Below are 25,403 nucleotides of genomic sequence, written 5' to 3' on the forward strand. Positions count from 1 at the left end.
CAATAAGTGACGAAGTCGGGGCCGGACCTCGATATCGCGACGACAGAGCCGCCGGAGAGAACAGTCGAGGACGACCCCGTGACGACGAACGATCAGACACCCGTGCCCGAGTACGCGCCCAGCGGTTCGCGCTGGCTGCGGCCCGCAGGGGCGACGGGTCTCACCGTGTCCGCGCTCGGCCTCGGCGGCGGACCGCTGTCGAGCATGCCCCAGGTCCTCGGCTACGAGGTGCCGCGGGACCGCGCCATCGATCTCGTCGACGCCGTGCTGGACAGCCCGATCGCCGTCATCGACACGTCCAACGGCTATGGCGACGGCGAGAGCGAGCGGCGGATCGGCGAGGCGCTGCGCCGCGCAGGACACCCGGACGACGTGCTCGTCGTCACGAAGGTCGACGCGAAGGACGGCGACTACTCCGGCGAGCGCGTGCGCCGGTCCGTCGAGGAGAGCCGCGAACGGCTCGGAATCGAGTTCCTGCCGCTCGTGCATCTGCACGACCCGGAGTTCCACGACTTCGACGAGATCACGCGCCCCGGCGGCGCGGTCGATGCGCTCGTCGAGCTGAGGGAGTCCGGCGCCATCGGCGCCATCGGCGTCGCCGGCGGCCACGCGCCGACCATGCAGCGCTACGTCGACCTCGCCGTGTTCGACGCGCTGCTCGTGCACAACCGGCTCACGCTCGTCGATCGCAGCGCGGAGCAGGTCGTGGCGGACGCCAGAGGCCGCGGCATGGCGGTCTTCAACGCGGCCGTCTTCGGCGGCGGCATCCTCGCCGCGCCGCGCGGCGGACGGAACGCCTACGCCTACCGACCAGCCCCCGCCGCGCTTCTGCACGCGATCTCCGCGATGGCGGATCTCTGCGACGAGTACGGCGTCGAACTCGGCGAGGCGGCCGTCCAGGCCTCGCTGCGCGAGCCGCTCGTGGACTGCACGCTCATCGGGATGAGCCGTCCCGAACGCGTGGCATGGACGCTGACCGCTGCGAGCCGGCCGATCCCCGACGAGTTCTGGGACCGCATGGACGCGCTGCGCCCCGCCCCCGAGCACTGGGTCGACGCCCAGGGCTGAGCCCCGCCGACTCCCGCCGGCGCACTCGCGCCGGCGGATCCGCCACCCAAGAAGGAGCATCACCATGCCACACGCCCGCGTCGACCTGCACAGCACCTATCGCGACCGCCTGCCCGAGCTCAGCCACGCCCTCCTCGAGGGCATGGCGAAGGGCTTCGACATGGACCGCAGCGACCTGTTCCAGATCTTCCGCCTGCACGAGAAGGGCGAGCTGGTGTTCAGCACGACCTATCCGGAGCCGGAGCGCGAGGACATCATCTTCATTGAGATCCTGGCGGGCATCGGCTACGCGTCGTCCGCGGTCAAGAAGCGCGCACTCATCGCGATCGCCGACGAGTTCGAAGCCCTCGGCATCCCTCGGAACAACCTCCTCCTGCACGTCATCGAGGTGCCGGCCGGCGACTGGTACTCCCCCGGCCTCCCCGGCGTCGCATGACGACCGCCGGCATCGGCATCGTCGGCGCCGGCGTCGTCAGCGAGACCTATCTCCGGAACCTGAGCGCGTTCCCGGATCTCAGGGTCGTCGCCGTCGGCGACAGGAATCCGGAACGGGCGAGGGACAGGGCCGAGGCGCACGGCGTCCCGGTCTGGGGCGACGTGGACGCCGTGCTCTCGCATCCCGACGTGCGGATCGTCGTCAATCTCACGACGCCGGCCGCCCACGTCGCGATCTCCACGGCGGCGATCAGGGCGGGCAAGCACGTGTGGACCGAGAAGCCGATCGGAATCGATCGCGCGAGCGTCGATGAGCTGCTCGCCCTGGCCGAGGCGGCAGGACTGCGGATCGGATCCGCTCCGGACACCGTGCTCGGTCCCGGCATCCAGAGCGCCAGGCGAGCGATCGAGACGGGGCTCATCGGCACTCCGCTCTTCGCGCGCACGGCGTTCCAGACGCGGGGCCCCGACGTCTGGCACCCCGCACCGCAGTTCCTCTTCGCGCGAGGGGCGGGGCCGCTGCTGGACATCGGCCCGTACTACCTCACCGCGCTGGTGAACGTGCTCGGCCCCGTCACCAGGGTGGGGGCCATGGGGCTGACCGCGCGCACCGAGCGCGAGATCCGCACGGGACCGGATGCGGGGACGCGCTTCCCCGTCGAGGTCCCCACCACGGTGCACGTGCTGACCGCCTTCGAGTCCGGGCTGCAGGCGCAGAGCGTGCTCACCTTCGACTCGGCGCTGGAGCGGCACGGCGTGATCGAGATCCACGGAACGGAGGGCTCGCTCTCGCTCCCCGACCCGAACCGCTTCGAGGGGCGGACCGCCTTCGTCCGCCCCGTCGAGGACCGCCGCGACGGCGAAGAGGTGCACCAGCCCTGGATCGAGGTGCCCCAGGACGGCGTCGTCGTCGGACGAGGCCTCGGCATCCTCGAGATGGCACGGGCGATCGCGGAGGGTCGACCGCACCGTGCGTCCGGCGCGCTCGGCCGGCACGTCCTGGACGTCATGCTCTCGGTCGAGGAGTCCGTCGCCGACGGGCGATTCGTCGCCGTGGAGAGCTCGGTGGAGCCGATCCCCGCGATGCCGGTCGACTTCGACCCCTTCGCGCGGACGCTGTGAGACTCAGTACCAGTTCGTCGCCTGGGAGTGCGACCACGCCGCGCAGGGCGAGCCGTAGGCGCGATCGATGTAGTCGAGACCCCAGATGATCTGGGTCCGGGCGCTGCTTCGCCAGTCGGCTCCTGCGGTCGCCATCTTGCTGCCGGGGAGCGCCTGGGGGATCCCCGTCGCCCCGCTCGGGTTGTAGGCCTGATAGTTCCAGCCGGATTCCTTGTTCCACAGCGACACCAGGCAGGAGAACTGCCCGGATCCCCACCCGTACCGGTCTGCGGCGAGCTCACGGGCGATCGCCTTGGCGCCGTCGACGGTGTTGGCCGCCGCCAGCTCGGCTGCGGCCTTCTCCTCTGCGGCCTTCTTCTCCTTGGCTGCCGTGAGCGCCGTCCTCAGCGTCTCGGTGGCGGAGGCGACGGGGGCGACGTCCTCGGCGGTGTCCCTGGCCTGGAGCACCTGCAGCAGAGGCGGCAGGGTGTCCGCCTCGGCGAGTGCGGCGATGCCCTCTTCGAGCTGCGCCGTGTCGATCGTCGTCGCGTCCGTCTTCAGGGTGAGGCCTGCTGCGGCGACGTCGGCCGTCACCGTCCGTGCGTCGGCGAGCGCGCTCTCCGCGCTCTCAAGGGTCTGCTCGGCGTCCTCGCTGATGGTCGAGAGCGGGACGGCGAGGGAGAGAGCCCCGGAGGCCTGGGCATCCGTGCTCCCGTCGGAGAGCTCGGCGAGGGACGCGACGGCGGCCGAATGATCCTCGACGGCCGCGGCGGCGCTGGAGGCGGAGCTCGTGACGATCGCGACGCTGAGCACGGCGCCGAGGGCGATTCCGAGCATCAGCGGATGACGGGACGTGACGTCGGCGTTCGCACGGGCGAGAGCCGCCGTGCGCGCCTGGGCGCGCGTGGAATGGGCATGGAGCATGACAGGGTTCGACTTTCGGGTCGTCGTAAGGCCCGGACCCTGGCAGCAGGGCGACTCGTCGGGAGCGATCCCGGGCGCAACTCGTCGATTCTGGTCATCCCGTCTGGATGAAACCCCTCACCCGCCTGGGCGCGCGGTGACCGTTCGGTGGGAAACGGCGCTGACGGCTCTCGGGAAGGTGTGTTATGCATTCGTTATCTTCACGAGAGGACCGGCGGCGATCGGACCACGGAAGAGCCCCGCCGCGCATCCGGATGACCGGTGCGCGACGGGGCTCTCGAGAAGGAGGGATCAGGCGTTGGCGTCCTGACGCTTCAGGCGTGCGGTCTCGCGACCGCGGATCGTCTGGTCGAGCGTCACCTTGCGGATGCGGACGACCTCGGGGGTGACCTCGACGCATTCGTCGTCGCGGGCGAACTCGAGGCTCTCCTCCAGCGAGAGGTCGCGCGGCGGCGTCATCGACTCGAAGTTGTCGGCGGTCGCCGAGCGCATGTTGGTGAGCTTCTTCTCCTTGGTGATGTTCACGTCCATGTCGTCGGCGCGGGAGTTCTCGCCGATGACCATGCCCTCGTAGACCTCCTGCGTCGGCTTGACGAAGAACGACATCCGCTCCTGGAGGGCGATCATCGCGAAGGGCGTGACGACGCCGGCGCGATCGGCGACGATCGAGCCGTTCTGGCGCGTGGAGATCTGACCCGCCCAGGGCTCGTAGCCGTGCGAGATGCTGTTGGCGATGCCCGTGCCGCGCGTCGTGGTGAGGAACTCGGTGCGGAAGCCGATCAGGCCGCGCGAGGGGACGATGAACTCCATGCGCACCCAGCCGGTGCCGTGGTTGATCATGTTGTCCATCCGGCCCTTGCGGTTCGCCAGCAGCTGCGTGATCGCGCCGAGGTACTCCTCCGGGGCGTCGATCGTGAGGTGCTCGAAGGGCTCGTAGGTCTTGCCGTCAACCTTCTTCGTGACCACCTGCGGCTTGCCGACGGTCAGCTCGAAGCCCTCGCGGCGCATGTTCTCGACGAGGATCGCCAGCGCCAGCTCGCCGCGGCCCTGCACCTCCCAGGCGTCGGGACGGCCGATGTCGACGACCTTGAGCGAGACGTTGCCGATGAGCTCGCGGTCGAGGCGGTCCTTGACCATGCGAGCGGTGAGCTTGTGCCCCTTGACCTTGCCCATCAGCGGGGAGGTGTTCGTGCCGATGGTCATCGAGATCGCCGGGTCGTCGACGGTGATGGCGGGCAGCGGACGCACGTCCTCCGGGTCGGCGATGGTCTCGCCGATCGTGATGTCCTCGAAGCCCGCGATGGCGACGATGTCGCCGGGGCCGGCGGATTCGGCAGGGTAGCGCTCCAGGGCGCGGGTCATCAGCAGCTCCGTGATGCGTGCGTTGCTGGTCGAGCCGTCCGCGCGCACCCAGGCGACGGTCTGCCCCTTCTTCAGCGTGCCGTTGAAGACGCGCAGCAGCGCGAGGCGTCCGAGGAACGGGCTGGAGTCGAGGTTCGTCACCCATGCCTGCAGCGGGGCCTCGTCGTCGTAGGCCGGGGCCGGGATGTGCTCGAGGATCGCCTCGAACAGCGGCTCGAGGTCGGCGTTGTCCGGCAGCTCGCCGTTCGCGGGACGGTTGCGGGATGCCGCGCCCGCGCGCCCGGAGGCGTAGACGACGGGGACGTCGAGCAGCGCGTCGACGTCGAGGTCGGGCACGTCGTCGACGAGGTCGGATGCGAGGCCGAGCAGCAGGTCCTGTGCCTCTCCTTCGACCTCTTCGATGCGGGCGTCGGGGCGGTCGGTCTTGTTGACGAGGAGGATGACGGGCAGCTTCGCCTCGAGCGCCTTGCGCAGCACGAAGCGCGTCTGCGGCAGCGGGCCCTCGGAGGCGTCGACGAGCAGGACGACGCCGTCGACCATGGACAGGCCGCGCTCGACCTCGCCGCCGAAGTCGGCGTGCCCGGGGGTGTCGATCACGTTGATCGTGACGGGGGACTCCGTGTGGATGCCGTTGTAGGTGATCGCGGTGTTCTTCGCGAGGATCGTGATGCCCTTCTCGCGCTCCAGGTCGTTGGAGTCCATCGCGCGCTCGTCGACGTGGGCGTGCTCGCCGAAGGAGCCCGTCTGGCGGAGCATGGCGTCGACGAGGGTGGTCTTGCCGTGGTCGACGTGCGCGACGATGGCCACGTTGCGGAGGTCTGAGCGGAGGGCGTGCGCCATGAAGGATTCCTCAAAGGAGTGTGAGATGTGGGAGCGCGGACCCTGAACTTGCCGAAAGGGCCGACGTTACAGGATATCGTATGCGCGCTGACCGCTCTCTGAGCGGATGCGTCGGGGCGCTCCGGCCCCATGCGTCAGGACGTTCCGAGCGGATGCATCGGGTGGCGCAATAGCATCGGTGCGTGACCCGTGCCGACGACTTCGCGCCCGCCTCCCGTGCCCGCATCGGCTGGGAGATCGCCATCGTGCTGGCCCTCGGGCTCGGGCAGTCCGCGGTGTACTCGATCGTGCAGCTCGCCTACCGGCTCACGGATTCCACGCCGCTGGCCGATCAGACCACGACGCTGAATCCCTCCCGCAGCGATCGGGAGGTCTTCGACCTCGTCTACCAGGTGCTCTCGCTGGGCTTCGCCCTGGTGCCGGTGCTGCTCGTGTGCTTCCTGCTCTGGCAGCGGTCCCGTCCCCACCTCGGCCCGCTGGGTCTCGACGGCACGAGGATCGGACGCGACGGCGGCCGCGGCGTCCTGCTCGTCCTCGCGATCGGCGTGCCGGGGCTCGCCCTGTACATCGTCGGGCGGATGCTGGGCTGGTTCGTCTCGGTCGAGGCGAGCGGCCTCGACGCGCACTGGTGGACGGTGCCGATCCTGCTGCTGTCGGCGGCGCGCGCCTCCCTGCAGGAGGAGTTCGTCGTGCTCGGCTATCTCTTCTTCCGGCTGAGGCAGCTGGGCTGGGGCCCGTGGCCGATCATCGTCGCCACGAGCGTCCTGCGGGCGAGCTACCACCTTTACCAGGGCCCGGGCGCCTTCATCGGGAACCTCGCGATGGGCCTGCTGTTCGGCTGGCTCTTCACGCGTTCCGGCCGCCTGCTGCCCTTCCTGGTGGCGCACTTCCTCATCGACGCCGCCGCCTTCGTCGGCTATCCCCTGGTGGCGCCCCTCCTCCCCTGACTCCTGCTCCCCTGACTCCTGCTCGCCGTCTCCCTCCCCGCGGGACTGCGACACCACGCCGAGCGGCATGCGTATCGCTGATGACTCGGCGTGGTGTCGCAGTCTCGGGGGTGGGTCCACTCGTCCTGCACTGCGGGGACCTCTGGCAAGGGGGCTGTGGATATGGTCCGCGGGTCGTCGCGCGGCTCCAGGATGAACGGCATGCGGATCCTGCCGACGCCTGTCCCTCTCATTCTGTCGCGCGATGAAGGCGTGAGTCATACCGAGCGCGGCTGGCGTGCCGGACGCCTACGACGCCTCTTCCGCGGCGTGTATGTGCAGACCGACCTCTGGGATGCCGCCCCGCCCTGGGAGAGGCAACTCGTGCGCGTGCATGCCGCGCTGGCGAACAATCCACAGCGAGTCGCCTGCAACGAGTCGGCCGCGACGCTCCTCGGCGTGCTGATCGCGTATCCGAGCCGACCGGTCCACGTCCTCCACGACGGATCCTCCTCGCGCGAATACGGCGGCATCCGCACCCACGTCTCGATCGATGCGCGGGAGATCATCGAAGTGGACGGCATCCGCCTGACCGCTCCCGCAGCCACCGCCGTCGACATCGCGCGCTCCCGCCCGCCGGCGGAGTCGCTCGCCTACGCGGATGCACTGATGCGCCTCTTCCCGACCCTTTCCGCGGACGCGCTCACGGCGTTCAACGAGAGCCTCGTCTCCGGGCGGGGTCGCCGCCAGGCTCGATGGGCTCTGAGCCGAGCGACGGGAGAGCCGGAGAGCGTCCTGGAGTCCGCGAGCGTGGCACTCATCGAGTGGCTCGGATATCCGCCCCCGCTCCTCCAGTACGAGTTCCGCTTCGAAGGCCAGCGGGATCGCGGTGACTTCTACTGGCCCGAATCGAACATCCTCGGCGAGGCGGACGGCGACCAGAAGTACAACGGTTCGTTCGGGGCCCCGGCATCCGCCATCCTCGCGGAGAAGCATCGGGAGAATCGCCTCCGGCGACACCTCAGCGGTCTCGCCCGCTGGGGCTGGACGGAAGCGAACGCGATCGATCCCCTGGACACCGCGCTGCAGAACGCCGGTCTGCGCCGTGTCCGGCCGCGGGACTCCCTGAAGCTCGCCACCTTCCGCCCCCTGGGTCGCTGACCCCCCTTCCCCCTCGAATCAACAACACCACGCCGAAACCGCAGCGATACGCATGCGCCTCGGCGTGGTGTTGTTGACTCGGAAGGAAGTCAGGGAGTCAGGCGAAGGCCTCCACGGGCGGGCAGGAGCACACGAGGTTGCGGTCGCCGTAGGCCTGGTCGATCCGGCGCACAGGAGGCCAGTACTTCCCTGCGACGAGCGCATGCACGGGATACGCGGCCTCCTCGCGCGTGTAGGGATGCGTCCACTCCCCCGCGATGAGCGACACCGCGGTGTGCGGGGCGTTCACCAGCGGGTTGTCCTCAGCCGGCCAGCGCCCCTCCGACACCTGGTCCGCCTCCGCCTTGATCATGATCATCGCCTCGATGAAGCGCTCGATCTCGCCGAGGTCCTCGGACTCCGTGGGCTCGACCATGAGGGTTCCGGCCACCGGGAACGACATGGTCGGCGCGTGGAAGCCGTAGTCGATGAGGCGCTTGGCGACGTCGTCGACGGTGATGCCAGTAGCTTCCTTCAGCGGACGCAGATCCAGGATGCACTCGTGCGCGACCCTGCCGTTCTCACCGGTGTACAGCACCGGGTAGTGCTCCTTGAGCCGCTCGGCGATGTAGTTCGCCGACAGCACGGCCGCCGCCGTCGCCTCGCGCAGGCCCGCGGCGCCCATCATCCGCACGTACGACCACGAGATCGGCAGGATGCCTGCGGAGCCGTACGGGGCGGCGGAGACGGCGCCTCCCGCGAAGACGTGGCCGCCGGCGTGCTCCGCGCGCTGCGCGAGCGGGTGCGAGGGAAGATACGGGGCGAGATGGGCCTTCGCCGCCACGGGGCCGACGCCTGGCCCTCCGCCGCCGTGCGGGATGGCGAAGGTCTTGTGCAGGTTCAGGTGCGAGACGTCGCCGCCCAGGTCGCCGAAGCGCGCGTAGCCGAGCAATGCGTTGAGGTTCGCGCCGTCGACGTACACCTGCCCGCCTGCCGTGTGCACGGCCGCCGTGATCTCGGTGACCTGCCCCTCGTACACGCCGTGGGTGGAGGGATAGGTGATCATCAGGGCCGCGAGCTCGTCGGCGTTCGCCGCGATCTTCGCCCGCAGGTCGCCGAGGTCGACGTTGCCGAGCCCGTCCGTCGCCACGACGACGACCTTCATGCCGGCGAGCACCGCGGACGCCGCGTTCGTGCCATGCGCGGACGAGGGGATGAGGCACACCGTGCGGTGCTCCTCGCCGTTGGCCCGGTGGTAGCCGCGGATGGCGAGGAGGCCGGCGAGCTCGCCCTGCGAGCCGGCGTTCGGCTGCAGGGAGACCGCGTCGTACCCGGTGACCTCGGCGAGCCAGGACTCGAGCTGCTCGATCAGCTCGAGATACCCCCCGACATCGGATGCCGGGGCGAAGGGATGGATCGAGGCGAACTCCGGCCAGGTGATGGCCGCCATCTCCGTGGCCGCGTTGAGCTTCATCGTGCAGGAGCCGAGCGGGATCATGCCGCGGTCCAGCGCGTAGTCGCGATCGGCGAGGCCCTTCAGGTACCGCATCATGGCGGTCTCGGAGCGGTGCACGTGGAAGACCGGGTGGGTGAGATACTCATCCGTGCGCAGGAGCTCTGCGGGAAGCTGCGCTCGCTCACCGGACGGAGCGGACGCCGCCCCTCCCCCGTCCGTCGAGCGCGCGAGGCCGAAGGCCGAGCGAGTCGCGACGGGCTTCCCCGTGAGAACCGTCGCGACCTTCTCCAGATCTGCCGCCGTGGTCGTCTCGTCGACCGAGACGCCGATCGTGTCCTCGCCCGCGAGGTGCAGCAGGATGCCTGCTTCATCATGCGCCCGTGCCACGACGCCCGCGGCATCCGGGACCCGCACCGTCAGTGTGTCGAAGAACGCGTCATGCACCACGTCGACGCCGTCCTCGACGAGCCATTCACGCAGCGAGGCCGCCTTGCCCGCGACCTCTTCCGCGATCGCCCGCAGGCCGTCCGGCCCGTGGTAGACCGCGTACATCGACGCCATGACGGCCAGCAGTACCTGCGCGGTGCAGATGTTGCTGGTCGCCTTCTCCCGGCGGATGTGCTGCTCGCGCGTCTGCAGCGACAGCCGGTAGGCGGGCCTGCCGTCCGCGTCGACCGAGACGCCGACGAGACGGCCGGGGAGCTGGCGCTCCAGTCCCTGCCGCACGGCCATGTAGCCGGCGTGCGGGCCGCCGAAGCCCATCGGGACGCCGAAGCGCTGCGTCGTGCCGACCGCGACATCCGCGCCGAGCGAGCCGGGCGAGGCGAGCAGCGTGAGGGCGAGCAGATCGGCGGCGACGACCGCGAGCCCGCCCGCGAGGTGCGCCGCGTCGATGACCGCGCTCGGGTCCCAGACCAGGCCGGACGCCGCCGGATACTGCACGAACACGCCGAACAGCTCCTCCGGCAGGGCCTCGCCCCCGGCGAGGTCGCGCTCCACGAGCTCGATGCCGACGGCCTGCGCCCGGGTCTCGAGCAGCGCCTTGGTCTGCGGGAACGCCCCCGCATCGACGACGAACACGTTCGAGGCCGCCTTCGAGGCGCGGCGCGCGAGGAGCATCCCCTCGGCGACCGCTGTGGACTCGTCCAGCATCGAGGCGTTCGCGGTGGACAGCCCGGTGAGGTCGGCGACCATGGTCTGGAAGTTGATCAGCGCTTCGAGGCGGCCCTGCGAGATCTCCGGCTGATAGGGCGTGTAGGCCGTGTACCAGGACGGGCTCTCCAGGACGCCCCGCTGGATCACGCTCGGGGTGATCGTGCCGTAGTAGCCCAGTCCGATCATCGGCGTGTTCACGGTGTTGCGCGCGGCGAGCGCCCGCAGCTCGGCGAGCGCCTCGGCCTCCGTGGCCGCCGGCGGGATGACGGTGTCGCCCTGCGCGGAGAAGATGGCCGCAGGGACGGCCTGGCGCATGAGCTGCTCGACGGGAGCGTCGGCGTCGTGCACGCCGAGGGCGCGCAGCATCTGCCGCTGCGCCTCGGCGGTCGTGCCGATGTGACGATCTGCGAAGGAGACCACGGCTCGGATCAGCCCTCCGTGTGCGCGACGTAGGCGTCGCGGTCGAGCAGTCCGTCGAGCGCGTCGCCTGCGACGTCGAGCTTGATCAGCCATGCAGCGTCGAACGGCGAGGAGTTGACCAGCGACGGATCGTCGGCCACGGCGTCGTTGACCGCGACGACGGTGCCGGAGACCGGTGCATAGAGCTCGGAGACGGACTTGGTCGACTCCGCCTCGCCGAAGACGTCACCGCGGGTGAACGCGGTGCCGACGGCAGGCAGCTCGACGAAGACGATGTCGCCGAGCGCATCGGCGGCGAAGTCGGTGATGCCGACGGTCGCGGTGGTGCCGGAGACGGCGACCCACTCGTGCTCTTCGCTGTACTTCAGGGTGGTGAGATCGGTCATTTCTTCCTCCGGTAGAAAGGCAGGTCGGTGACGACGGCGGGGATGCTCGTCCCCCGCACGTCCAGGAACAGATCCTCCGCGTTCGCGGCGGGGTCGACGAAGGCCATCGCGATCGGATGGCCGAGGGTGGGGCTGAGCGCGCCGCTGGTGATCTCGCCGACGACGGCGCCGTCCGCGGTGACGACGGCGTATCCGGCCCGCCCTGCACGCCTGCCCTCGGCCGCGAGGCCGATGAGCACCCTGGCGCCTTCGGCCGGCTCCGCGGCATCCTTCCCGACGAAGTCGTCCTTGTCGGCGGCCACGACCCGGCCGAGACCGGCCTGAGCGGGCTTGGTGTCGAGGGACAGCTCATGTCCGTAGAGCGGCATGCCCGCCTCGAGCCGCAGCGTGTCGCGGGCGGCGAGTCCGGCGGGGATCAGGCCGTGCGCCTCGCCCGCGACGAGCAGGGCGTCCCAGAGCGAGGGCGCGTCGGCGGCATGGACGAGTATCTCGAAGCCGTCCTCGCCGGTGTATCCGGTGCGGGCGATGAGCAGCGGCTCGCCGAGGTAGCGCGCGGACGCCCAGGCGTAGTATCTCTGCTCCGCCCAGGGGATGCTGACCTCGGCGATCCCCTCGGTCGCAGCGACGATCGCCTCCGCGGCGGGGCCCTGGACGGCGAGGAGCGCATAGTCGTCCGAGACGTCGGAGACGCGCACGTCAAAGGGGCGTTTCGACTCGTCGCTGCGCTCCTCGCTCAACGAACGAGAGGGATCGACGCGCTCCTCGCTCAACGAACGAGAGGGGGCGACCCGAGCCAGGAGCGCCTCGGCGACGGCATCCCTGTTGCCCGCATTGGAGATGATCAGATAGCTCTCCTCGCCGAGGCGGTACACGATCACGTCGTCGACGATCCCGCCGGAGGCGGCGAGCACCAGCGAGTACTTGGCCTTTCCGATCGCCATCGTGGAGATCCGCCCGGCGAGCGCGAAGTCGAGATACGCCGCGGCGTCCGCGCCCTCGACCGTGAACTCGGCCATGTGCGAGATGTCGAAGAGGCCCGCCGCCTGCCGCACCGCGTGATGCTCCGCGAGATCGGAGGTGTAGCGCACCGGCATCTGCCAGCCGCCGAAGTCCGTGAAGGATGCGCCGAGCGACTCGTGCCGCTCGCGCAGCGGCGTGAATCTGCTGCTCGGCGGCGTGCTCTCACGCGGCGGGGTGCTGCTCGGCGGCGCACTGTCGTGCGACGCGGTGGTCTCGGCCATGGAGTTCTCCCGGATCGATCGGAAGGATGCCGTACGGGATGCACGGTATCCGAGAACTCCCCCTCTGTCATGGGCCTGAGAGTTTCACCCCCTCGGGGGCTTTCACCGTCGGCGGACCTCGAGGGGCGCAGGGAGACGCGATGCCGTCGTCTCACCAGACTTCGTCTCGGGCGCCTGCGGCGTCCTCGCTCAGCCTGATTTCTCGCTTCGCTCGAAATCACTTTTCAGAGCGGCCCGACCTGCGCGGTACGCGGGACCTGAGAGATTGGCGGGGAGGCTTGCTCCTTCGGTGCCCGGCACGCGTTCACCGGGGCTCTCCCGCACGGGTCGTGGGGCCTGTCTTCAGTTATGCCCTCACTCTATCGTCCGGCGGCCAGTTCCGCGCGAACCTCGTCGCGCAGCCGACCGAGGTTCTCGGGCTCCGGCGCCGCCCCGAGCAGCGTCTTCGTGTACTCGTGCTGCGGGTTGAGGATGACCTCGTCCGAAGGGCCGCGTTCGACGATGTCGCCGTGGTACATCACGAGGATCTCGTCGCTGAAGTGCCGCGCGGTCGCCAGATCGTGGGTGATGTACAGCACGCCGAGGTCCTCCTCGCGCTGCAGGTCGGCGAGGAGGTTCAGGACGCCGAGCCGGATGGAGACGTCGAGCATCGACACCGGCTCGTCCGCGACGATGAACCGCGCACCGGGCGCGAGCGCGCGGGCGATCGCGACGCGCTGCCGCTGACCGCCGGAGAGCTCGTGAGGACGCCGCTCCGCGTAGCTCTCCGCCGGGGACAGCCGGACCCGTTCGAGGAGTTCCAGCGCCTTCTCGCGCACCTGCACGGCGCTCAGCCCCGGATGGTGGATGCGCAGCGGCCGCTCCAGGTGGTGCACGATCGTGTGGAACGGGTTGAGGGAGGCGAAGGGGTCCTGGAACACCATCTGGACGTCCGAGCGATACCGGGCGAGCGCCCTTCCCCCGGTGCCGCTGGGCGCGTCGTCGAGCAGGATCTTGCCCGAGGTCGGGGTCTCCAGCTTCATGAGCATCCGCGCGATCGTGGACTTGCCGCTGCCGGACTCGCCGACCAGGGCGATGGTCCTGCCCGCCTCGAGCGTGAAGGAGACGTCCTTCACCGCGTGCAGGATCGTCGTCCTCAGGCCGGAGCGCAGCCGGAAGTCCTTGACGAGGTGCCGTGCTTCGAGAGTGCTCATCGCGTCTCCTGGATCGATCCGGACCGGACGAAGCCGCCACGCTCGCCGCGCAGGCTCGGGAAGCTGGAGAGCAGCTTCTTGGTGTACTCATGCTGAGGGGTGCGGTAGATCTCCTCCGCCGTCCCCTGCTCGACGATCTCGCCCTGCAGCATGACGGCGATCCGGTCGCTGATCTCGATGAGCATCGGCAGGTCGTGGGTGATGAAGATCACCGCGAAGCCGAGCCTCTCGCGCAGGCGCATGATCTCGCGGATGATGCCGCGCTGCACGACGACGTCGAGGGCGGTGGTCGGCTCGTCCATGATCATGACCTGCGGATCCAGGGCGAGCGCCATGGCGATCATGACGCGCTGGCGCATGCCTCCGGAGAGCTCATGGGGAAAGCTCGTGAGGCGCGAGGGGTCGACCCCGACCAGCCGCAGCAGCTCCCGGGCCCGCGCGGTCTTGGCGGCGCGGGCCATCCCCGGCCGGTGGGTGTCGAAGACGTCGAAGATCTGCGCCCTGACGCTGATGACCGGGTTGAGCGAGTTCATCGCCCCCTGGAACACCATGGAGATCTTGTCCCATCGGAATGCGCGCAGCCCCTCCCGCTCCAGCGCGACGATGTCGATGTCTTCGCCGTCGCGGTCGTGGAAGGTGATCTCGCCGCTCGTCATCAGCGCCGGGGCCTTGAGGAGCCGGTTGAGCCCGTAGGCGAGCGTGGTCTTCCCGCAGCCGGACTCGCCGGCGAGCCCGAGGATCTCGCCCCTGTGCAGCGTGAGCGACACGTTCCGCACCGCCTTCACCGGTGGATCCACCTCGTACTCGATCGACACCTCTCGTGCGGTCAGCACGGGCTCGGAGGCGGTCATGCGCCCACTCCCTTCGTCTTCGCCGCCTTGCGCACCCGCCGGGCCGCCTCCGGCGCGACGCGCAGCTTCGGATTGATGATCTCGTCGATCGAGAAGTTGATGAGGCTCAGCCCGCAGCCCAGCAGCGCGATCAGCACGCCCGGCGGGATGAACCACCACCATGCCCCGGTGCCGAGCGCCTGCCCCGACTGCGCGTCGTTGAGCATCGTGCCCCACGTGATCGAGTCGGTGGCCCCGAGCCCGAGGTAGGACAGGCCAGCCTCGCCGAGGATGGCGAAGATGATCGCGAACAGGAACTGCGCGGCAAGCAGCGGCAGCAGGTTCGGGAGGATCTCGACGAGGATGACGCGGAAGGACTTCTCCCCCGCCACCTTCGCGGCGTAGACGTAGTCGCGGCTGCGCAGCGAGCGCGCCTGGGTGCGCAGCACGACCGCGGAGCCCGCCCAGGAGGTGATGCCGAGGACGAAGGCGACGAGCAGCCAGCTGCGGGACTGGAAGTAGGTCGCGATGACCATCGCGAGCGGGAGGCCGGGAATGACCAGCGCGATGTTGGTGACGAGGTTGAGCGTCTCGTCGCGCCATCCGCCGACGTAGCCGGCCAGCACGCCGAAGAGCAGCGAGAGCACGATCGCGAGGACGCCCGCGACGATCCCCACCAGCAGAGAGCCCTGCGTGCCGTGCGCGAGCTGGGCGAGCACGTCGTAGCCGAGCTTCGTCGTGCCGAGCGGATGCTCGGGATACGGCGGCTGGAGCGCCGGGTTCTTGGAGCTGCGCGGGTTCTGCGCGAGCAGCGGGCCGAGGATGCCGAACAAGACGATGGCGCCCACGAGGACGAGCCCGGTGACGAGCTTCGGCGAGAGCCGGGGGAGCATCGCCCTGACACCGCCTCGGGCGGCCTTCTGCGTCACGATCGCGACGGTCCCGGGTGGGATGGCGGTGGGTTTCGTCGTGGTCTCAGACATTGTGGCGCGCCCTCGGGTCGATGTAGCCGTATACGAGGTCCATGATGAAGTTGGCGGCGAGCACCGTGATCGTGATCACGAGGAACACCCCCTGCATGAGGGCGTAGTCGCTGTTCTGCACGGCCTGGAACATGAGCTTGCCGACCCCGGGGTAGGTGAACACCTGCTCCATCACGATGGAGCCCGCCACGACGAACCCGAGGGTGATCGCGAATCCCGCGATCGAGGGGATCGCCGCGTTGCGCGCCGCGTACATGGTGAGGATACGGCGAGGGCGCAGTCCCTTCGCCTCCGCCGTGGTGACGTAGTCCTCGGACATCGTCGAGACCATCATGTTGCGCATCCCGAACAGCCAGCCGCCCACGGAGCTGACGACGATGGTGGTCGCGGGGAGGATCGCGTGCCAGATCGCACTGCCGGCGAACTCCCCGCTCCATTCCGGTCCGCCGCGGAACTCGAAGACGCTGTAGCCGCCGATGATCGGGAACCAGCCCAGCCCGACGGCGAACACCGAGACGAGCAGCAGCGCCAGCCAGAAGTAGGGGATCGACTGGAGCACCGTCGTGGCGGGGATGAGATGGTCGACCCAGGTGCCCCGCTTCCACCCCGCCCATGCGCCGAGGACGATGCCGAGCACGAAGGAGATCACGGTCGCGGTGCCGACGAGGACGAGCGTCCACGGCAGCGCCTGGCCGATCAGCTCTGCGACCGGAGTCGGGTACTTCGTCACGGAGATGCCGAGATCGCCCTGCAGCATCCTCCCCCAGTAGCCGAGGTACTGCTCCCACAGCGACTGGTCGTCCGAGCCCAGCAGCAGCCGGATGTTGCGGATGGTGGTCTCCGACACCTCGCCGCCGTTGCGCTGCAGCTTCGCGATCATGATGTCGGCGGGATTCCCCGGCATCAGCCGCGGGAGCAGGAAGTTGAGGGAGATCGTGGCCCACAGCGTGAAGATGTAGAATCCGATCCTCCTGGCGTAGAAGGTCATGTCTCTCCCTCGACTTCCTGCTCCTGCATCACTTCGCGATCAGCCCACCGGCTCGAGCTGCGTCAGGATGTAGCCCGCCGAGCCGGACCCCCAGGAGGCCGGGAAGACGTACATGTCGTCGTCCGTCGGCCAGCCGGTGTACGAGCCGGAGTTGTAGAAGGTCTGCGTCGCGTTGATGACGAGTGGGATGTACGGCAGGTCCCGGACGATCTCGTCCTGGATCGTGGCGTACGCGGCCTTCTTGGCGGCCTCGTCGTCGGTCGCCGCGGCGACGGCGATCTGCTCGTCGACGACGGGGTTGTCGTACCGGCTGAAGTTCCAGCGGCCCGCGGGGACCTGCTCGCCGACGGCGGCGGTCGACTGCGCCGCCGTGCCGCCGAACCAGTCGCGGTAGATCTGGAACGGGTCGGCGACGGAGGTGCCGACGACACCGCCCATGATCAGCTCGAACTGACCGGTCTGACGCGAGTCGCTGAACTCCTGCCACTGCACGGTCGAGGCGTTGATCTTGATGCCGGCCTCGGCGGCCTGCTCGGCGATCAGCTTCGCGGCGTCGTTGTAGTCGGTCCAGCCGTCGACGGAGGTCAGCGAGAGCTCGAGCGTGACGCCGTCCTTCGCGTAGAAGCCGTCCGATCCCTTGACGTAGCCGGCCGCCTCGAGGATGGATCCCGCCTCCGCGGCATCGGGCGACTGCGGGCTGACGCTGTTGGCGGGGTCCGCGACCCACTTCTCGTCGCGCGGGAGCAGCGCGAACGTCGGAGAGATGTCGCCGGTGAGCCCGACGAACGCCTTCTCCTTGATCGTGGCGCGGTCGATGGCCGCGTTCAGCGCCTGGCGGACCGCGAGGTCGGTCTGCGGTCCCTCGCAGCCCAGGTCCGCGTTCGAGCAGGTGTAGAGCACGGTCGGGTCCTGCGGGGTGTTGACCATCGAGATGAACCCGTTGCTCGTGACCGAGTCGGGGTTCGGGATGAACATGCTCACCCAGTCGATGTCGCCGGCCGCCAGCATGTCCTGGCCGGACTGGTTGCCGTCGATAGCGAGGTACTGGATCGTGTCGACGGAGACGTCGCCCGCGTCGCGGTAGTTCTCGTTGGCGATCATCGTGTACGACTCGCTCGTGACGGTGTCGACCACGTAGGGGCCGGAGCCGACCGGATCCTCGTCGTTGGCGAACGTGGTGAAGTCGGTCACGTCCGCCCAGACGTGCTCCGGGAGGATCCAGCTGCCGCCCAGCCGCTGCCACTCGTTGGTGAACTGCGGCGTGGAGTAGGTCAGCACCACGGTGGTGTCGTCGGTGGCCTCGGCGGAGACGAGCCCCTGACCCTCCGGGTTGTTCCCCTCGTACTGGAAGGTGAAGGCGACGTCCGCGCTGGTCAGCGGCTCGCCGTCGCTCCAGACGAGGTCGGGCTTGATGGTCACCGTGATCTGCGTGCCGTCCTCGTTGAACTCGTAGGAGTCGCCGATGAGGCCGATCGGCTCGGTGTCTCCCGTCTTGTTGAAGAGGAAAAGAGGCTCGAGGAGCGGGCCGAGCGCGCCGTGCAGGACGGTGGGCGCGAAGGGGTTGAAGTTCGCCTCGATCGGCGTCTGACTGCCGGCGAAGATCACCAGCGGTCGGTCGCTGTCCCCGCCGTCGCCGGTCTGGTCGCCACCACCGCCGGTGCAGGCGGTGAGGCCGAGTGCGAGAGCTGCCGCTCCCGCCATCGCCGCGATCGCTGCGCGGCGCTTTCCACTACGGATCATTGCTTGTCTTCCTCTCGATGCTGCGGTGCCTGAGGGGTGTCACTCATCCTTGAGTACCCGGTGAAGGGTTTTGTTAGGACAGTAACCTAACAAAACCTCGCACACCAGACAAGGTGCGTGGTTACGGCCGCGTAACGTTTACCGCTCAAGGATGTGACGCCGACCCGGCGCGTCATCGTTTTGCACTTCTGGTCACCGCGACACTAAGATCGAACCGGAGGTTAGAGTCATCATGACACGAACTGAGGATGCCGGCATCCGCGTCGCCGTCTCCACGGCGATCCTGACGCTGCGGCGCGCCGATGAAGGCTCCTCCGCGCTCTCCCTCCCCCTCGTGCTGCGCACGCGCGATCCCCACCAGGGGCAGTGGGCCCTTCCCGGCGGCTGGCTGGACGAGCAGGAGGGCCTCGAGGACGCCGCGGCGCGCACCCTCGGCGAGACGACCGGTCTCTCCCCCAGCTATCTCGAGCAGCTCTACGCCTTCGGCGACGTGGACCGCTCCCCCACCCGCGTCGTGTCGATCGTGTACTGGGCGCTGCTGCGCCAGGACGAGGTGGACGCGCAGAGCGCCGCGCACATCACGGCGGGCGACGCCCCCGAGAACGTGCGCTGGTTCGACGCCGCGGTTCTCCCCGAGCTCGCCTTCGATCACAACCGCATCGTCGACTACGCGCTGTGGCGGCTGCGCAACAAGGTCGGCTACAGCAGAGTCGCGCACGGCTTCCTGCCGCCGATGTTCACGCTCGCCGAGCTCCGCGACGCCTACGAGGCGATCCTCGGCCGACGCCTGGATCCGGCGAACTTCCGCCGTCAGGTCGAGTCGACCGGCAACCTCGTCCCCACGGAGCAGTTCCGGACCGGGAGCCATCGTCCCGCCCGGCTGTACCGCTACAACACCGATGTCGAACTGGCCGACCACGGCCCCCTCACGATCCGCTGACCCCGACCCGATCACCGTCGAAACGAGCACCCGATGAGCATCACCTTCGTCCCCGCCCCCGCCGTTCCCGCCGACCCGTCCGTCGATCACGCCATCCAGGCGATCGTCGCCGGCAGCTCGACGGACGCGACCTGCACGACGGACCTCGCCGTGGGTCCATGGGACTTCGACACGCGACCCGGCTACGGCCCCGGCTCCTCGATGGGAGACGTGATCCCCACCGGCGCTCCCCGTCAGGGCGAGCTGCCCGCGGAGTACCGGGAGGCCGGCGAGGATGAGCTCGACGCCCGCATCGTGGCGGCGAAGAAGACGCTCGGCGATCGCGTCGTCGTGCTCGGGCACTTCTATCAGCGCGAGGAGGTCGTCAAGCACGCGGACTACGTGGGCGACTCCTTCCAGCTCGCGAATGCGGCACTCGAACGCCCTGACGCGGAGGCCATCGTGTTCTGCGGCGTGCACTTCATGGCCGAGACCGCCGATCTGCTGTCGCGACCCGAGCAGGCCGTGATCCTGCCGAACCTCGCGGCGGGGTGCTCGATGGCGGACATGGCCGACATCGATCAGGTCGAGGACTGCTGGGAGCAGCTCGCCGAGGTCCTCGGCGACATGGATGCCGCTGACGAGGATGGCCGCGTACCGGTGATCCCGGTGACGTATATGAACTCCTCCGCCGCGATCAAGGGCTTCGTCGGACGGCACGGCGGGATCGTCTGCACCTCGTCGAATGCCAGGACGGTCCTCGAGTGGGCGTTCGAGCGCGGCCGCCGCGTGCTCTTCTTCCCCGACCAGCATCTGGGCCGCAACACCGCGAAGGCGATGGGCGTGCCGCTCGAGAGGATGCCGATGTGGAATCCGCGCAAGGCGCTGGGCGGCTCTGAGGCATCCGAGATCGTCGATTCCCAGGTCATCCTGTGGCACGGCTTCTGCTCCGTGCACCGCCGCTTCACCGTCGCGCAGATCGACCAGGCTCGTGCCGAGCATCCCGGCGTGCGCGTGATCGTGCACCCTGAATGTCCGATGGAGGTCGTCGACGCCGCCGACGAGGCCGGCTCCACCGACTACATCCGCCGTGCGATCGATGCCGCGACGGAGCCCACGACCTTCGCGATCGGCACCGAGATCAACCTGGTTCGACGCCTCGCCGCCCAGTATCCGCAGCACGAGATCTTCTGCCTCGATCCCGTGGTCTGCCCGTGCTCGACGATGTACCGCATCCATCCCGGTTACCTCGCGTGGGTGCTGGAGGAGCTCGTCGCCGGGCGCACGCCGAACCGCATCGCCGTGACGAGCGACGTCGCCGATCCCGCCAGGGCGGCGCTCGAGCGGATGCTGGCCGCGAAGCCCGCCCCGTTCACCGGGCCCTCACCCTCCCCGACCGTCGGGCGGGGGCCCGCGGAGCGCGCCAGGGTCGAGACGCGCCCGCGATGAACGTCATCGTCGTCGGGTCCGGCATCGCGGGCCTCACCGCGGCCCTGCACGCGCACGAGGCCGGCCATCGCGTATCGGTGGTCACGAAGGGCTCCCTCGGAGACGGGAGCACGGGCTTCGCGCAGGGAGGCGTGGCCGGGGTGTACGGGCCGGGGGACTCGGCGGCGCAGCATGCCGAGGACACCCTCGTCGCCGGGGCCGGGCTCTCCGACCCCACGGCCGTCGACGTGCTCGTGGCGGACGGCGCATCCCGGATCGCTGAGCTGATCTCGCGGGGCGTCGCCTTCGATCGCTCCCCCGACGGCGAGCTGCTCCTCGGACGCGAGGCGGCGCACAGCCACGCCCGCATCGTCCATGCGGGCGGCGACGCCACCGGCGCAGCCATCGCCCGCGCGCTGGTCGGCGCCGTCCGCGCCACCTCGATCGAAGTCGTCGAGCACGCCTTCCTCGTCGACCTGGTCACGGACGACGACACCGTGCACGGCATCCGCGTCCTGATCGACGGGGAGGTCTCGGTGCGAGCGGCCGATGCCGTCATCCTCGCCACCGGAGGCGCTGGACATCTGTACGCGCACACCACGAACCCGCTCGGTGCGACAGGCGACGGCATCGCGGCGGCGATCCGCGCCGGCGCGGCCGTCGCCGATCTGGAGTTCGTGCAGTTCCACCCGACGATCCTGGCCGCGGGCCCGGCCTTCCTCGTCTCCGAGGCCGTGCGCGGCGAGGGAGCGACCCTCCTCGACGAGGATGGGCGGCGGTTCTGCTTCGACACCCATCCGGATGGCGAGCTCGCACCGCGCGACGTCGTCTCCCGTGCGATCGCCCGGCAGGCCGCCGCACAGGGTTCCCCGGTGCTGCTGGACGCCACGATGCTCGGCGCAGACCGGCTCGCCGAGCGCTTCCCGACCATCGACAGGGTGACCCGCGAGCGCGGCTTCGACTGGGCGCACGAGCCGATCCCCGTGACGCCGGCGGCTCATTACCTGATGGGCGGCATCGTGACGGATCTCGACGGGCGCACCAGCCTCCCCGGGCTCCTCGCCGTCGGCGAGACGGCGCGCACCGGCGTGCACGGCGCCAACCGGCTCGCCTCGAACTCCCTGCTCGAGGGAGCCGTCTTCGGCGCCCGCGCCGCCGCGGCTCTGGGCTCCGCGGACGCCGCGCGCCGCGAACTCCCCCCCTCGTCGAGCGAGGGCGCCAGGCGCCCCTCCCACCCCCGTTCGTCGAACGCGGACGCCAGGCGCCCCTCCCACCCCCGTTCGTTGAGCGAGGACGCCAGGCGCCCCTCCCACCCCCGTTCGTTGAGCGAGGACGCCGAAGGCGACCGAGTCGAAACGCTCTTGGACCGGACTCCGTTTCGACTCGCTGCGCTCGCTCAACGAACGGATCAGGAGAAGGGAGACCCGCTCGCTCAACGAACGGATCAGAGGAAGGGAGACCCGCCCGCTCAACGAACGGATCGGGAGAAGAAGGGGAACCCACCCGACCGACGAGCGGGAGACGCCGTCGAGGCTTTCTCCCGGACAGCCCTGCAGCAGCTGATGTGGGAGGGCGTCGGGCTCCTGCGCACCGGAGAAGGACTCGCCGCTTCGCTCGCCACGATCCTCGCCTGGCGCAGCGAAGCATCCGCTCCATCCTCCGTCGCCGAGCACGAGGACGCCAATCTGCTGCTGCTCGCCGAGGCGACCGCCACCGCCGCCCTCCTGCGCACCGAGTCGGTCGGCGCGCACCACCTCGACACCCCCATCCTGGAGAGCGTCCGATGATCACCGCAGCCACCCTCACCCGCGTCGTCGCCGCCGCGCTGGAGGAGGACGCCCCATGGGGCGATCTGACCAGCACCGCGCTGCTGCCCGCCGAGGCCGCCGCGACAGCCGACCTCGTCGCGCGAGAGGCCGGCGTGTTCAGCGGAGGCGAGGTGTTCGCCGCCGCGTTCACGCTGACCGATCGGGCCGTCACCGTCGACCTGCACGTCGGCGACGGCGACGCCTTCGCGTCCGGCGATGTGCTCGCCTCCGTTTCCGGACCTGCAAGGAGTCTCCTGACGGCGGAGCGCGTCGGTCTCAACTTCGTCCAGCGGATGAGCGGCATCGCGACGGCGACGGCCGCGTACGTCGCCGTCGTCGCAGGCACCGGCGTGCGCATCGCCGACACCCGCAAGACCACTCCCGGCCTGAGGGCTCTCGAGAGGCACGCCGTCCTCTCCGGCGGCGGCAGCAACCACCGCTATTCGCTCTCCGACGCCGTGATGGCCAAGGACAACCACCTGGCCGTGCTGCAGCGCTCCGGCGCCGATCTCGCCACGGCGCTTCGGGAGGCGCTGTCGCGGCTGCCGCACACGACGCACGTCGTCGTGGAGGTCGACCGACTGGATCAGATCGAGGCCGTGCTGGCCGGCGGGGCGCACACCGTCCTGCTGGACAACTTCTCGCTCGACGACCTCCGCGCCGGCGTCGCCCAGATCGGCGAACGCGCGGTCGTCGAGGCCTCGGGAGGCGTGAACCTCGACACCGTGCGCGGCATCGCGGAGACGGGCGTCGACGTCATCTCGGTCGGCGCTCTCACGCACTCCTCGCGCGCACTGGATCTGGGGCTCGACCTGCGGATCGACGGATGACGCATCGGGACGTCCGCTGATGCTGTACCTCGATCACGCCGCGACGTCGCCGGTGCGCCCCGAGGTGCTGGAGGCGATGCGCCCGTACCTCACGGAGGTCTTCGGCAATCCTTCCAGCCACCACACCGCCGGCGAGGCGGCCGCCGAGGCGCTCGAGGATGCCAGGGCCCGCGTGGCTCGGGTCCTGGGCATGCGCACGGGCGACGTGATCTTCACCGCCGGCGGGACGGAGGCGAACAACCTCGCCGTCAAGGGCATCGCGCTCGCCGGTCTCGAACGGGAACGGCGGCACGTCGTGGTCTCGCCGATCGAGCACGAGTCGATCCTGGAGTCCGCGGCCTACCTGGAGCGCTTCCACGGCGTCTCCGTCTCGGCGCTCGCCGTGGATGCCCAGGGGCGGATCGCGCCCGAGTCGCTCGCCGGCACGATCCGCGACGACACGGCGCTCGTGGCGATCGGCCATGCGAACAACGAGATCGGCACGGTGCAGGACGTCACCTCCCTCGTAGCCGTCACGAAGGAGGCCGGCGTGCCGCTGCACGTCGACGCCGTCCAATCGGCAGGATGGCTGCCTCTGGCGGGCCTCGGGGCGGATGCCGTGTCGATCGCGGGGCACAAGCTCGGCGCGCCGAAGGGCACGGGAGCGCTGGCGGTCCGCGGGCGCATCCCGCTGGAACCCGTGCTGCACGGCGGCGGTCAGGAGCGCGGTCGCCGATCCGGCACGGAGAACGTGGCGGGAGCGGTCGCCCTCGCCGTCGCCCTGGAGCTCGCCGAGGCGGAGCGGGATGCCGTGGCCTCGGCCGTCGGCGAGCGGACGCACGCCTTCATCGACGGCGTCCTCGCCGCGGTGCCGCGGGCGCGCCTCACCGGTGATCCCCTCGATCGCCTCCCTGGGACCGCCAGCTTCACTTTCGCGGGCACGAGCGGCGAGGCCGTGCTGCTCGAGCTGGAGCGTCGAGGGGTGATCTCCTCGAGCGGATCGGCGTGCGCGGCGGGCAGCGACGAGCCCTCGCACGTGCTGCTCGCCTGCGGCATCGCCCCCGAGATCGCGCAGACATCGGTCCGATTCACCTTCGGCCGCTCTCCGCTGCCGCCTGAGGCTCCGCCGCGGCTGGCCCGCCTGGTGGCGGATGCCGTCGCCTCGGTCGTCGGCCCCTGATCCCCGCCGGCGTCCGGGGCGCGTCCAGGTCGTCGCGGGTGCAGCGTCTCCCTGCCCGCATCCGCGGACACGGATCGCAGCCCCCTCACCGCGCCGGTCATAGACTCGACCCGTGCCCGCTCCGATCGTCACGCTCATCGTCCCCGGACGGGACATCGCGTCCTTCGCCCCCGCCGCGCTCGACTCGCTGCGCGCTCAGACCGAGCAGCGCTGGCGGGCGATCCTCATCGACGACGGCTCCGCGGACGACACCGGCGAGATCTTCGCCGCGGCCGCTGCGGACGACCCGCGCTTCACCGCGATCCGCCACCCGGCGTCCGTCGGGCTCGGCGCAGCCCGCAACGTCGGCCTCGCCCTCGTCGACACGGAGTACCTGGGCTTCCTCGACGGCGACGATGAGCTCACCCCGACCGCGCTGGCGCGCCTCACCGGGACGCTCGCCGAGACCGGCAGCGACTTCGTCGCCGGCGCCTACGTCCGTTCGCGTCTCGCCGGCGGCGCCTACGTCGCCGGCCGGGTTCAGCCCTGGGTCGCAGCCGCCACCGACCCCGAGCGCAGGGGCACGACCCTCTTCGAGCATCCGCAGGCCTCGGCGAACATCGTCGCCTGGTCCAAGGCGAGTCGCACCGGCTTCTGGAAAGATCTGCGCTTCCCCGAAGGCGTCGCCTACGAGGATCAGATCGTCGCCCAGCGGATGTACACCACCGCGCGATCCTTCGATGTGATCCCCGACGTCGTGGCGCGCTGGCGGCTGCGCGCGGACGGGACCTCCATCACCCAGGGCAAGGCCAGGCTGACCGTGCTGCACGATTACCTGACCGCGCTGCGCGGCGGCATCCATGTGCTCAGGGATGCCGGAGCGCTCACCGCCGTCACCGCTAGGCTGGAGCTCATCCTCACCATGGATGTGCCGCCGCTCCAGGAGATCGCCGGCACCCATCCCGATCCCGCATACTCTGCGGCGGTCACGGCGTTCATCGCCGAGCTGCGGTCACTTCCCGAGTTCGCCGACGCCCACCCCGATCCCACCCTCGCGGCTGCGCTCAGCTGGTGACCCGCTGGGGCGCTCCG

At 70.0% G+C, this 25,403-nt stretch carries 21 protein-coding genes and 1 riboswitch; of the genes, 11 read left to right on the plus strand and 10 right to left on the minus strand.

Annotated features, from left to right (window positions below; genetic code table 11):
* Nucleotides 1–78 precede the first annotated feature (78 nt).
* The 3 genes from ACYVGQ_RS15895 (at nucleotide 79) to ACYVGQ_RS15905 (ending at nucleotide 2,625) form a co-directional block, all read left to right on the plus strand.
* Nucleotides 79–1,068 carry an aldo/keto reductase gene (locus ACYVGQ_RS15895; protein ID WP_460785651.1) on the plus strand — a complete coding sequence of 330 codons (990 nt, stop codon included), beginning with the start codon at nucleotides 79–81 and terminating at the stop codon, nucleotides 1,066–1,068.
* 64 nt (nucleotides 1,069–1,132) lie between these two features.
* Nucleotides 1,133–1,504: a tautomerase family protein gene (locus ACYVGQ_RS15900; protein ID WP_460785652.1), complete on the plus strand. Its 372-nt coding sequence runs from the start codon at nucleotides 1,133–1,135 to the stop codon at nucleotides 1,502–1,504.
* A complete protein-coding gene (locus ACYVGQ_RS15905; protein ID WP_460785653.1) occupies nucleotides 1,501–2,625 on the plus strand; it encodes a Gfo/Idh/MocA family protein in 1,125 nt (374 codons plus the stop codon). Before ACYVGQ_RS15900 ends, ACYVGQ_RS15905 begins: the two co-directional genes overlap by 4 nt.
* A gap of 3 nt (nucleotides 2,626–2,628) precedes the next feature.
* Here ACYVGQ_RS15905 and ACYVGQ_RS15910 read toward each other — a convergent pair whose 3' ends face one another.
* Both ACYVGQ_RS15910 and typA read right to left on the minus strand, forming a co-directional pair.
* Entirely contained in the window at nucleotides 2,629–3,528 is a 900-nt protein-coding gene (locus tag ACYVGQ_RS15910) for an aggregation-promoting factor C-terminal-like domain-containing protein (RefSeq protein WP_460785654.1), read from the minus strand.
* Nucleotides 3,529–3,819: 291 nt separating this feature from the next.
* The gene (gene typA / locus ACYVGQ_RS15915; RefSeq protein ID WP_460785655.1) at nucleotides 3,820–5,730 is read right to left on the minus strand and encodes a translational GTPase TypA; all 1,911 of its coding nucleotides are present in this window, start codon (nucleotides 5,728–5,730) and stop codon (nucleotides 3,820–3,822) included.
* 182 nt (nucleotides 5,731–5,912) lie between these two features.
* On the opposite strand from typA, the gene ACYVGQ_RS15920 reads away from it, so the two are divergent.
* Both ACYVGQ_RS15920 and ACYVGQ_RS15925 read left to right on the plus strand, forming a co-directional pair.
* Nucleotides 5,913–6,677 carry a CPBP family intramembrane glutamic endopeptidase gene (locus ACYVGQ_RS15920; protein ID WP_460785656.1) on the plus strand — a complete coding sequence of 255 codons (765 nt, stop codon included), beginning with the start codon at nucleotides 5,913–5,915 and terminating at the stop codon, nucleotides 6,675–6,677.
* A 252-nt stretch (nucleotides 6,678–6,929) separates the two neighbouring features.
* A complete protein-coding gene (locus ACYVGQ_RS15925; protein WP_460785657.1) occupies nucleotides 6,930–7,817 on the plus strand; it encodes a hypothetical protein in 888 nt (295 codons plus the stop codon).
* A gap of 97 nt (nucleotides 7,818–7,914) precedes the next feature.
* On the opposite strand, the gene gcvP is transcribed toward ACYVGQ_RS15925, so the two are convergent.
* The 8 genes from gcvP to ACYVGQ_RS15965 form a co-directional block, all read right to left on the minus strand.
* Nucleotides 7,915–10,773, minus strand: coding sequence for an aminomethyl-transferring glycine dehydrogenase (gene gcvP, locus ACYVGQ_RS15930; protein ID WP_460785987.1), 2,859 nt, complete (start codon nucleotides 10,771–10,773; stop codon nucleotides 7,915–7,917).
* A 62-nt stretch (nucleotides 10,774–10,835) separates the two neighbouring features.
* A complete protein-coding gene (gene gcvH, locus ACYVGQ_RS15935) occupies nucleotides 10,836–11,213 on the minus strand; it encodes a glycine cleavage system protein GcvH (protein WP_460785658.1) in 378 nt (125 codons plus the stop codon).
* The gene (locus ACYVGQ_RS15940) at nucleotides 11,210–12,454 is read right to left on the minus strand and encodes a glycine cleavage system aminomethyltransferase GcvT (RefSeq protein WP_460785659.1); all 1,245 of its coding nucleotides are present in this window, start codon (nucleotides 12,452–12,454) and stop codon (nucleotides 11,210–11,212) included. Before ACYVGQ_RS15940 ends, gcvH begins: the two co-directional genes overlap by 4 nt.
* Nucleotides 12,455–12,688: 234 nt before the next feature.
* Nucleotides 12,689–12,785: riboswitch (glycine riboswitch) on the minus strand.
* A 28-nt stretch (nucleotides 12,786–12,813) separates the two neighbouring features.
* Nucleotides 12,814–13,647, minus strand: coding sequence for an ABC transporter ATP-binding protein (locus ACYVGQ_RS15945; RefSeq protein WP_460785660.1), 834 nt, complete (start codon nucleotides 13,645–13,647; stop codon nucleotides 12,814–12,816).
* Nucleotides 13,644–14,498, minus strand: coding sequence for an ABC transporter ATP-binding protein (locus tag ACYVGQ_RS15950; protein ID WP_460785661.1), 855 nt, complete (start codon nucleotides 14,496–14,498; stop codon nucleotides 13,644–13,646). Before ACYVGQ_RS15950 ends, ACYVGQ_RS15945 begins: the two co-directional genes overlap by 4 nt.
* The gene (locus ACYVGQ_RS15955; RefSeq protein ID WP_460785662.1) at nucleotides 14,495–15,460 is read right to left on the minus strand and encodes an ABC transporter permease; all 966 of its coding nucleotides are present in this window, start codon (nucleotides 15,458–15,460) and stop codon (nucleotides 14,495–14,497) included. Before ACYVGQ_RS15955 ends, ACYVGQ_RS15950 begins: the two co-directional genes overlap by 4 nt.
* Nucleotides 15,453–16,448, minus strand: a complete 996-nt coding sequence (locus tag ACYVGQ_RS15960) for an ABC transporter permease (RefSeq protein ID WP_460785663.1) — start codon at nucleotides 16,446–16,448, stop codon at nucleotides 15,453–15,455. The genes ACYVGQ_RS15955 and ACYVGQ_RS15960 overlap by 8 nt, the downstream gene beginning before the upstream one ends.
* A gap of 39 nt (nucleotides 16,449–16,487) precedes the next feature.
* Entirely contained in the window at nucleotides 16,488–18,188 is a 1,701-nt protein-coding gene (locus tag ACYVGQ_RS15965) for an ABC transporter substrate-binding protein (RefSeq protein WP_460785664.1), read from the minus strand.
* Nucleotides 18,189–18,420: 232 nt separating this feature from the next.
* Here ACYVGQ_RS15965 and ACYVGQ_RS15970 point away from each other — a divergent pair, with 232 nt between their 5' ends.
* The 6 genes from ACYVGQ_RS15970 (at nucleotide 18,421) to ACYVGQ_RS15995 (ending at nucleotide 25,386) form a co-directional block, all read left to right on the plus strand.
* A complete protein-coding gene (locus ACYVGQ_RS15970; protein ID WP_460785665.1) occupies nucleotides 18,421–19,128 on the plus strand; it encodes an NUDIX hydrolase in 708 nt (235 codons plus the stop codon).
* Nucleotides 19,129–19,161: 33 nt separating this feature from the next.
* Nucleotides 19,162–20,556, plus strand: a complete 1,395-nt coding sequence (gene nadA / locus ACYVGQ_RS15975; RefSeq protein WP_460785666.1) for a quinolinate synthase NadA — start codon at nucleotides 19,162–19,164, stop codon at nucleotides 20,554–20,556.
* Nucleotides 20,553–22,322 (plus strand): L-aspartate oxidase, encoded by a 1,770-nt coding sequence (nadB, locus tag ACYVGQ_RS15980; protein ID WP_460785667.1) that lies wholly within the window; start codon nucleotides 20,553–20,555, stop codon nucleotides 22,320–22,322. Before nadA ends, nadB begins: the two co-directional genes overlap by 4 nt.
* Entirely contained in the window at nucleotides 22,319–23,173 is an 855-nt protein-coding gene (gene nadC, locus ACYVGQ_RS15985; protein WP_460785668.1) for a carboxylating nicotinate-nucleotide diphosphorylase, read from the plus strand. Before nadB ends, nadC begins: the two co-directional genes overlap by 4 nt.
* Nucleotides 23,174–23,192: 19 nt before the next feature.
* Nucleotides 23,193–24,332, plus strand: a complete 1,140-nt coding sequence (locus tag ACYVGQ_RS15990) for a cysteine desulfurase family protein (protein WP_460785669.1) — start codon at nucleotides 23,193–23,195, stop codon at nucleotides 24,330–24,332.
* 112 nt (nucleotides 24,333–24,444) lie between these two features.
* Nucleotides 24,445–25,386 carry a glycosyltransferase family 2 protein gene (locus tag ACYVGQ_RS15995; RefSeq protein ID WP_460785670.1) on the plus strand — a complete coding sequence of 314 codons (942 nt, stop codon included), beginning with the start codon at nucleotides 24,445–24,447 and terminating at the stop codon, nucleotides 25,384–25,386.
* Nucleotides 25,387–25,403 lie beyond the last annotated feature (17 nt).

This window comes from Microbacterium tumbae, from assembly GCF_054780175.1.

Coding starts and splice junctions, on each gene's coding strand:
- ACYVGQ_RS15950 (WP_460785661.1), bottom strand. CDS start 14,498: ATGACCGCCTCCGAGCCCGTGCTGACCGCACGAGAGGTGTCGATCGAG.
- ACYVGQ_RS15960 (WP_460785663.1), bottom strand. CDS start 16,448: ATGACCTTCTACGCCAGGAGGATCGGATTCTACATCTTCACGCTGTGG.
- gcvP (WP_460785987.1), bottom strand. CDS start 10,773: ATGCTGCGCGCCCTCGGCGTGCACGACGCCGACGCTCCCGTCGAGCAG.
- ACYVGQ_RS15965 (WP_460785664.1), bottom strand. CDS start 18,188: ATGATCCGTAGTGGAAAGCGCCGCGCAGCGATCGCGGCGATGGCGGGA.
- ACYVGQ_RS15955 (WP_460785662.1), bottom strand. CDS start 15,460: ATGTCTGAGACCACGACGAAACCCACCGCCATCCCACCCGGGACCGTC.
- typA (WP_460785655.1), bottom strand. CDS start 5,730: ATGGCGCACGCCCTCCGCTCAGACCTCCGCAACGTGGCCATCGTCGCG.
- nadA (WP_460785666.1), top strand. CDS start 19,162: ATGAGCATCACCTTCGTCCCCGCCCCCGCCGTTCCCGCCGACCCGTCC.
- ACYVGQ_RS15910 (WP_460785654.1), bottom strand. CDS start 3,528: ATGCTCCATGCCCATTCCACGCGCGCCCAGGCGCGCACGGCGGCTCTC.
- ACYVGQ_RS15940 (WP_460785659.1), bottom strand. CDS start 12,454: ATGGCCGAGACCACCGCGTCGCACGACAGTGCGCCGCCGAGCAGCACC.
- nadB (WP_460785667.1), top strand. CDS start 20,553: ATGAACGTCATCGTCGTCGGGTCCGGCATCGCGGGCCTCACCGCGGCC.
- ACYVGQ_RS15900 (WP_460785652.1), top strand. CDS start 1,133: ATGCCACACGCCCGCGTCGACCTGCACAGCACCTATCGCGACCGCCTG.
- ACYVGQ_RS15990 (WP_460785669.1), top strand. CDS start 23,193: ATGCTGTACCTCGATCACGCCGCGACGTCGCCGGTGCGCCCCGAGGTG.
- gcvH (WP_460785658.1), bottom strand. CDS start 11,213: ATGACCGATCTCACCACCCTGAAGTACAGCGAAGAGCACGAGTGGGTC.
- nadC (WP_460785668.1), top strand. CDS start 22,319: ATGATCACCGCAGCCACCCTCACCCGCGTCGTCGCCGCCGCGCTGGAG.
- ACYVGQ_RS15970 (WP_460785665.1), top strand. CDS start 18,421: ATGACACGAACTGAGGATGCCGGCATCCGCGTCGCCGTCTCCACGGCG.
- ACYVGQ_RS15905 (WP_460785653.1), top strand. CDS start 1,501: ATGACGACCGCCGGCATCGGCATCGTCGGCGCCGGCGTCGTCAGCGAG.
- ACYVGQ_RS15945 (WP_460785660.1), bottom strand. CDS start 13,647: ATGAGCACTCTCGAAGCACGGCACCTCGTCAAGGACTTCCGGCTGCGC.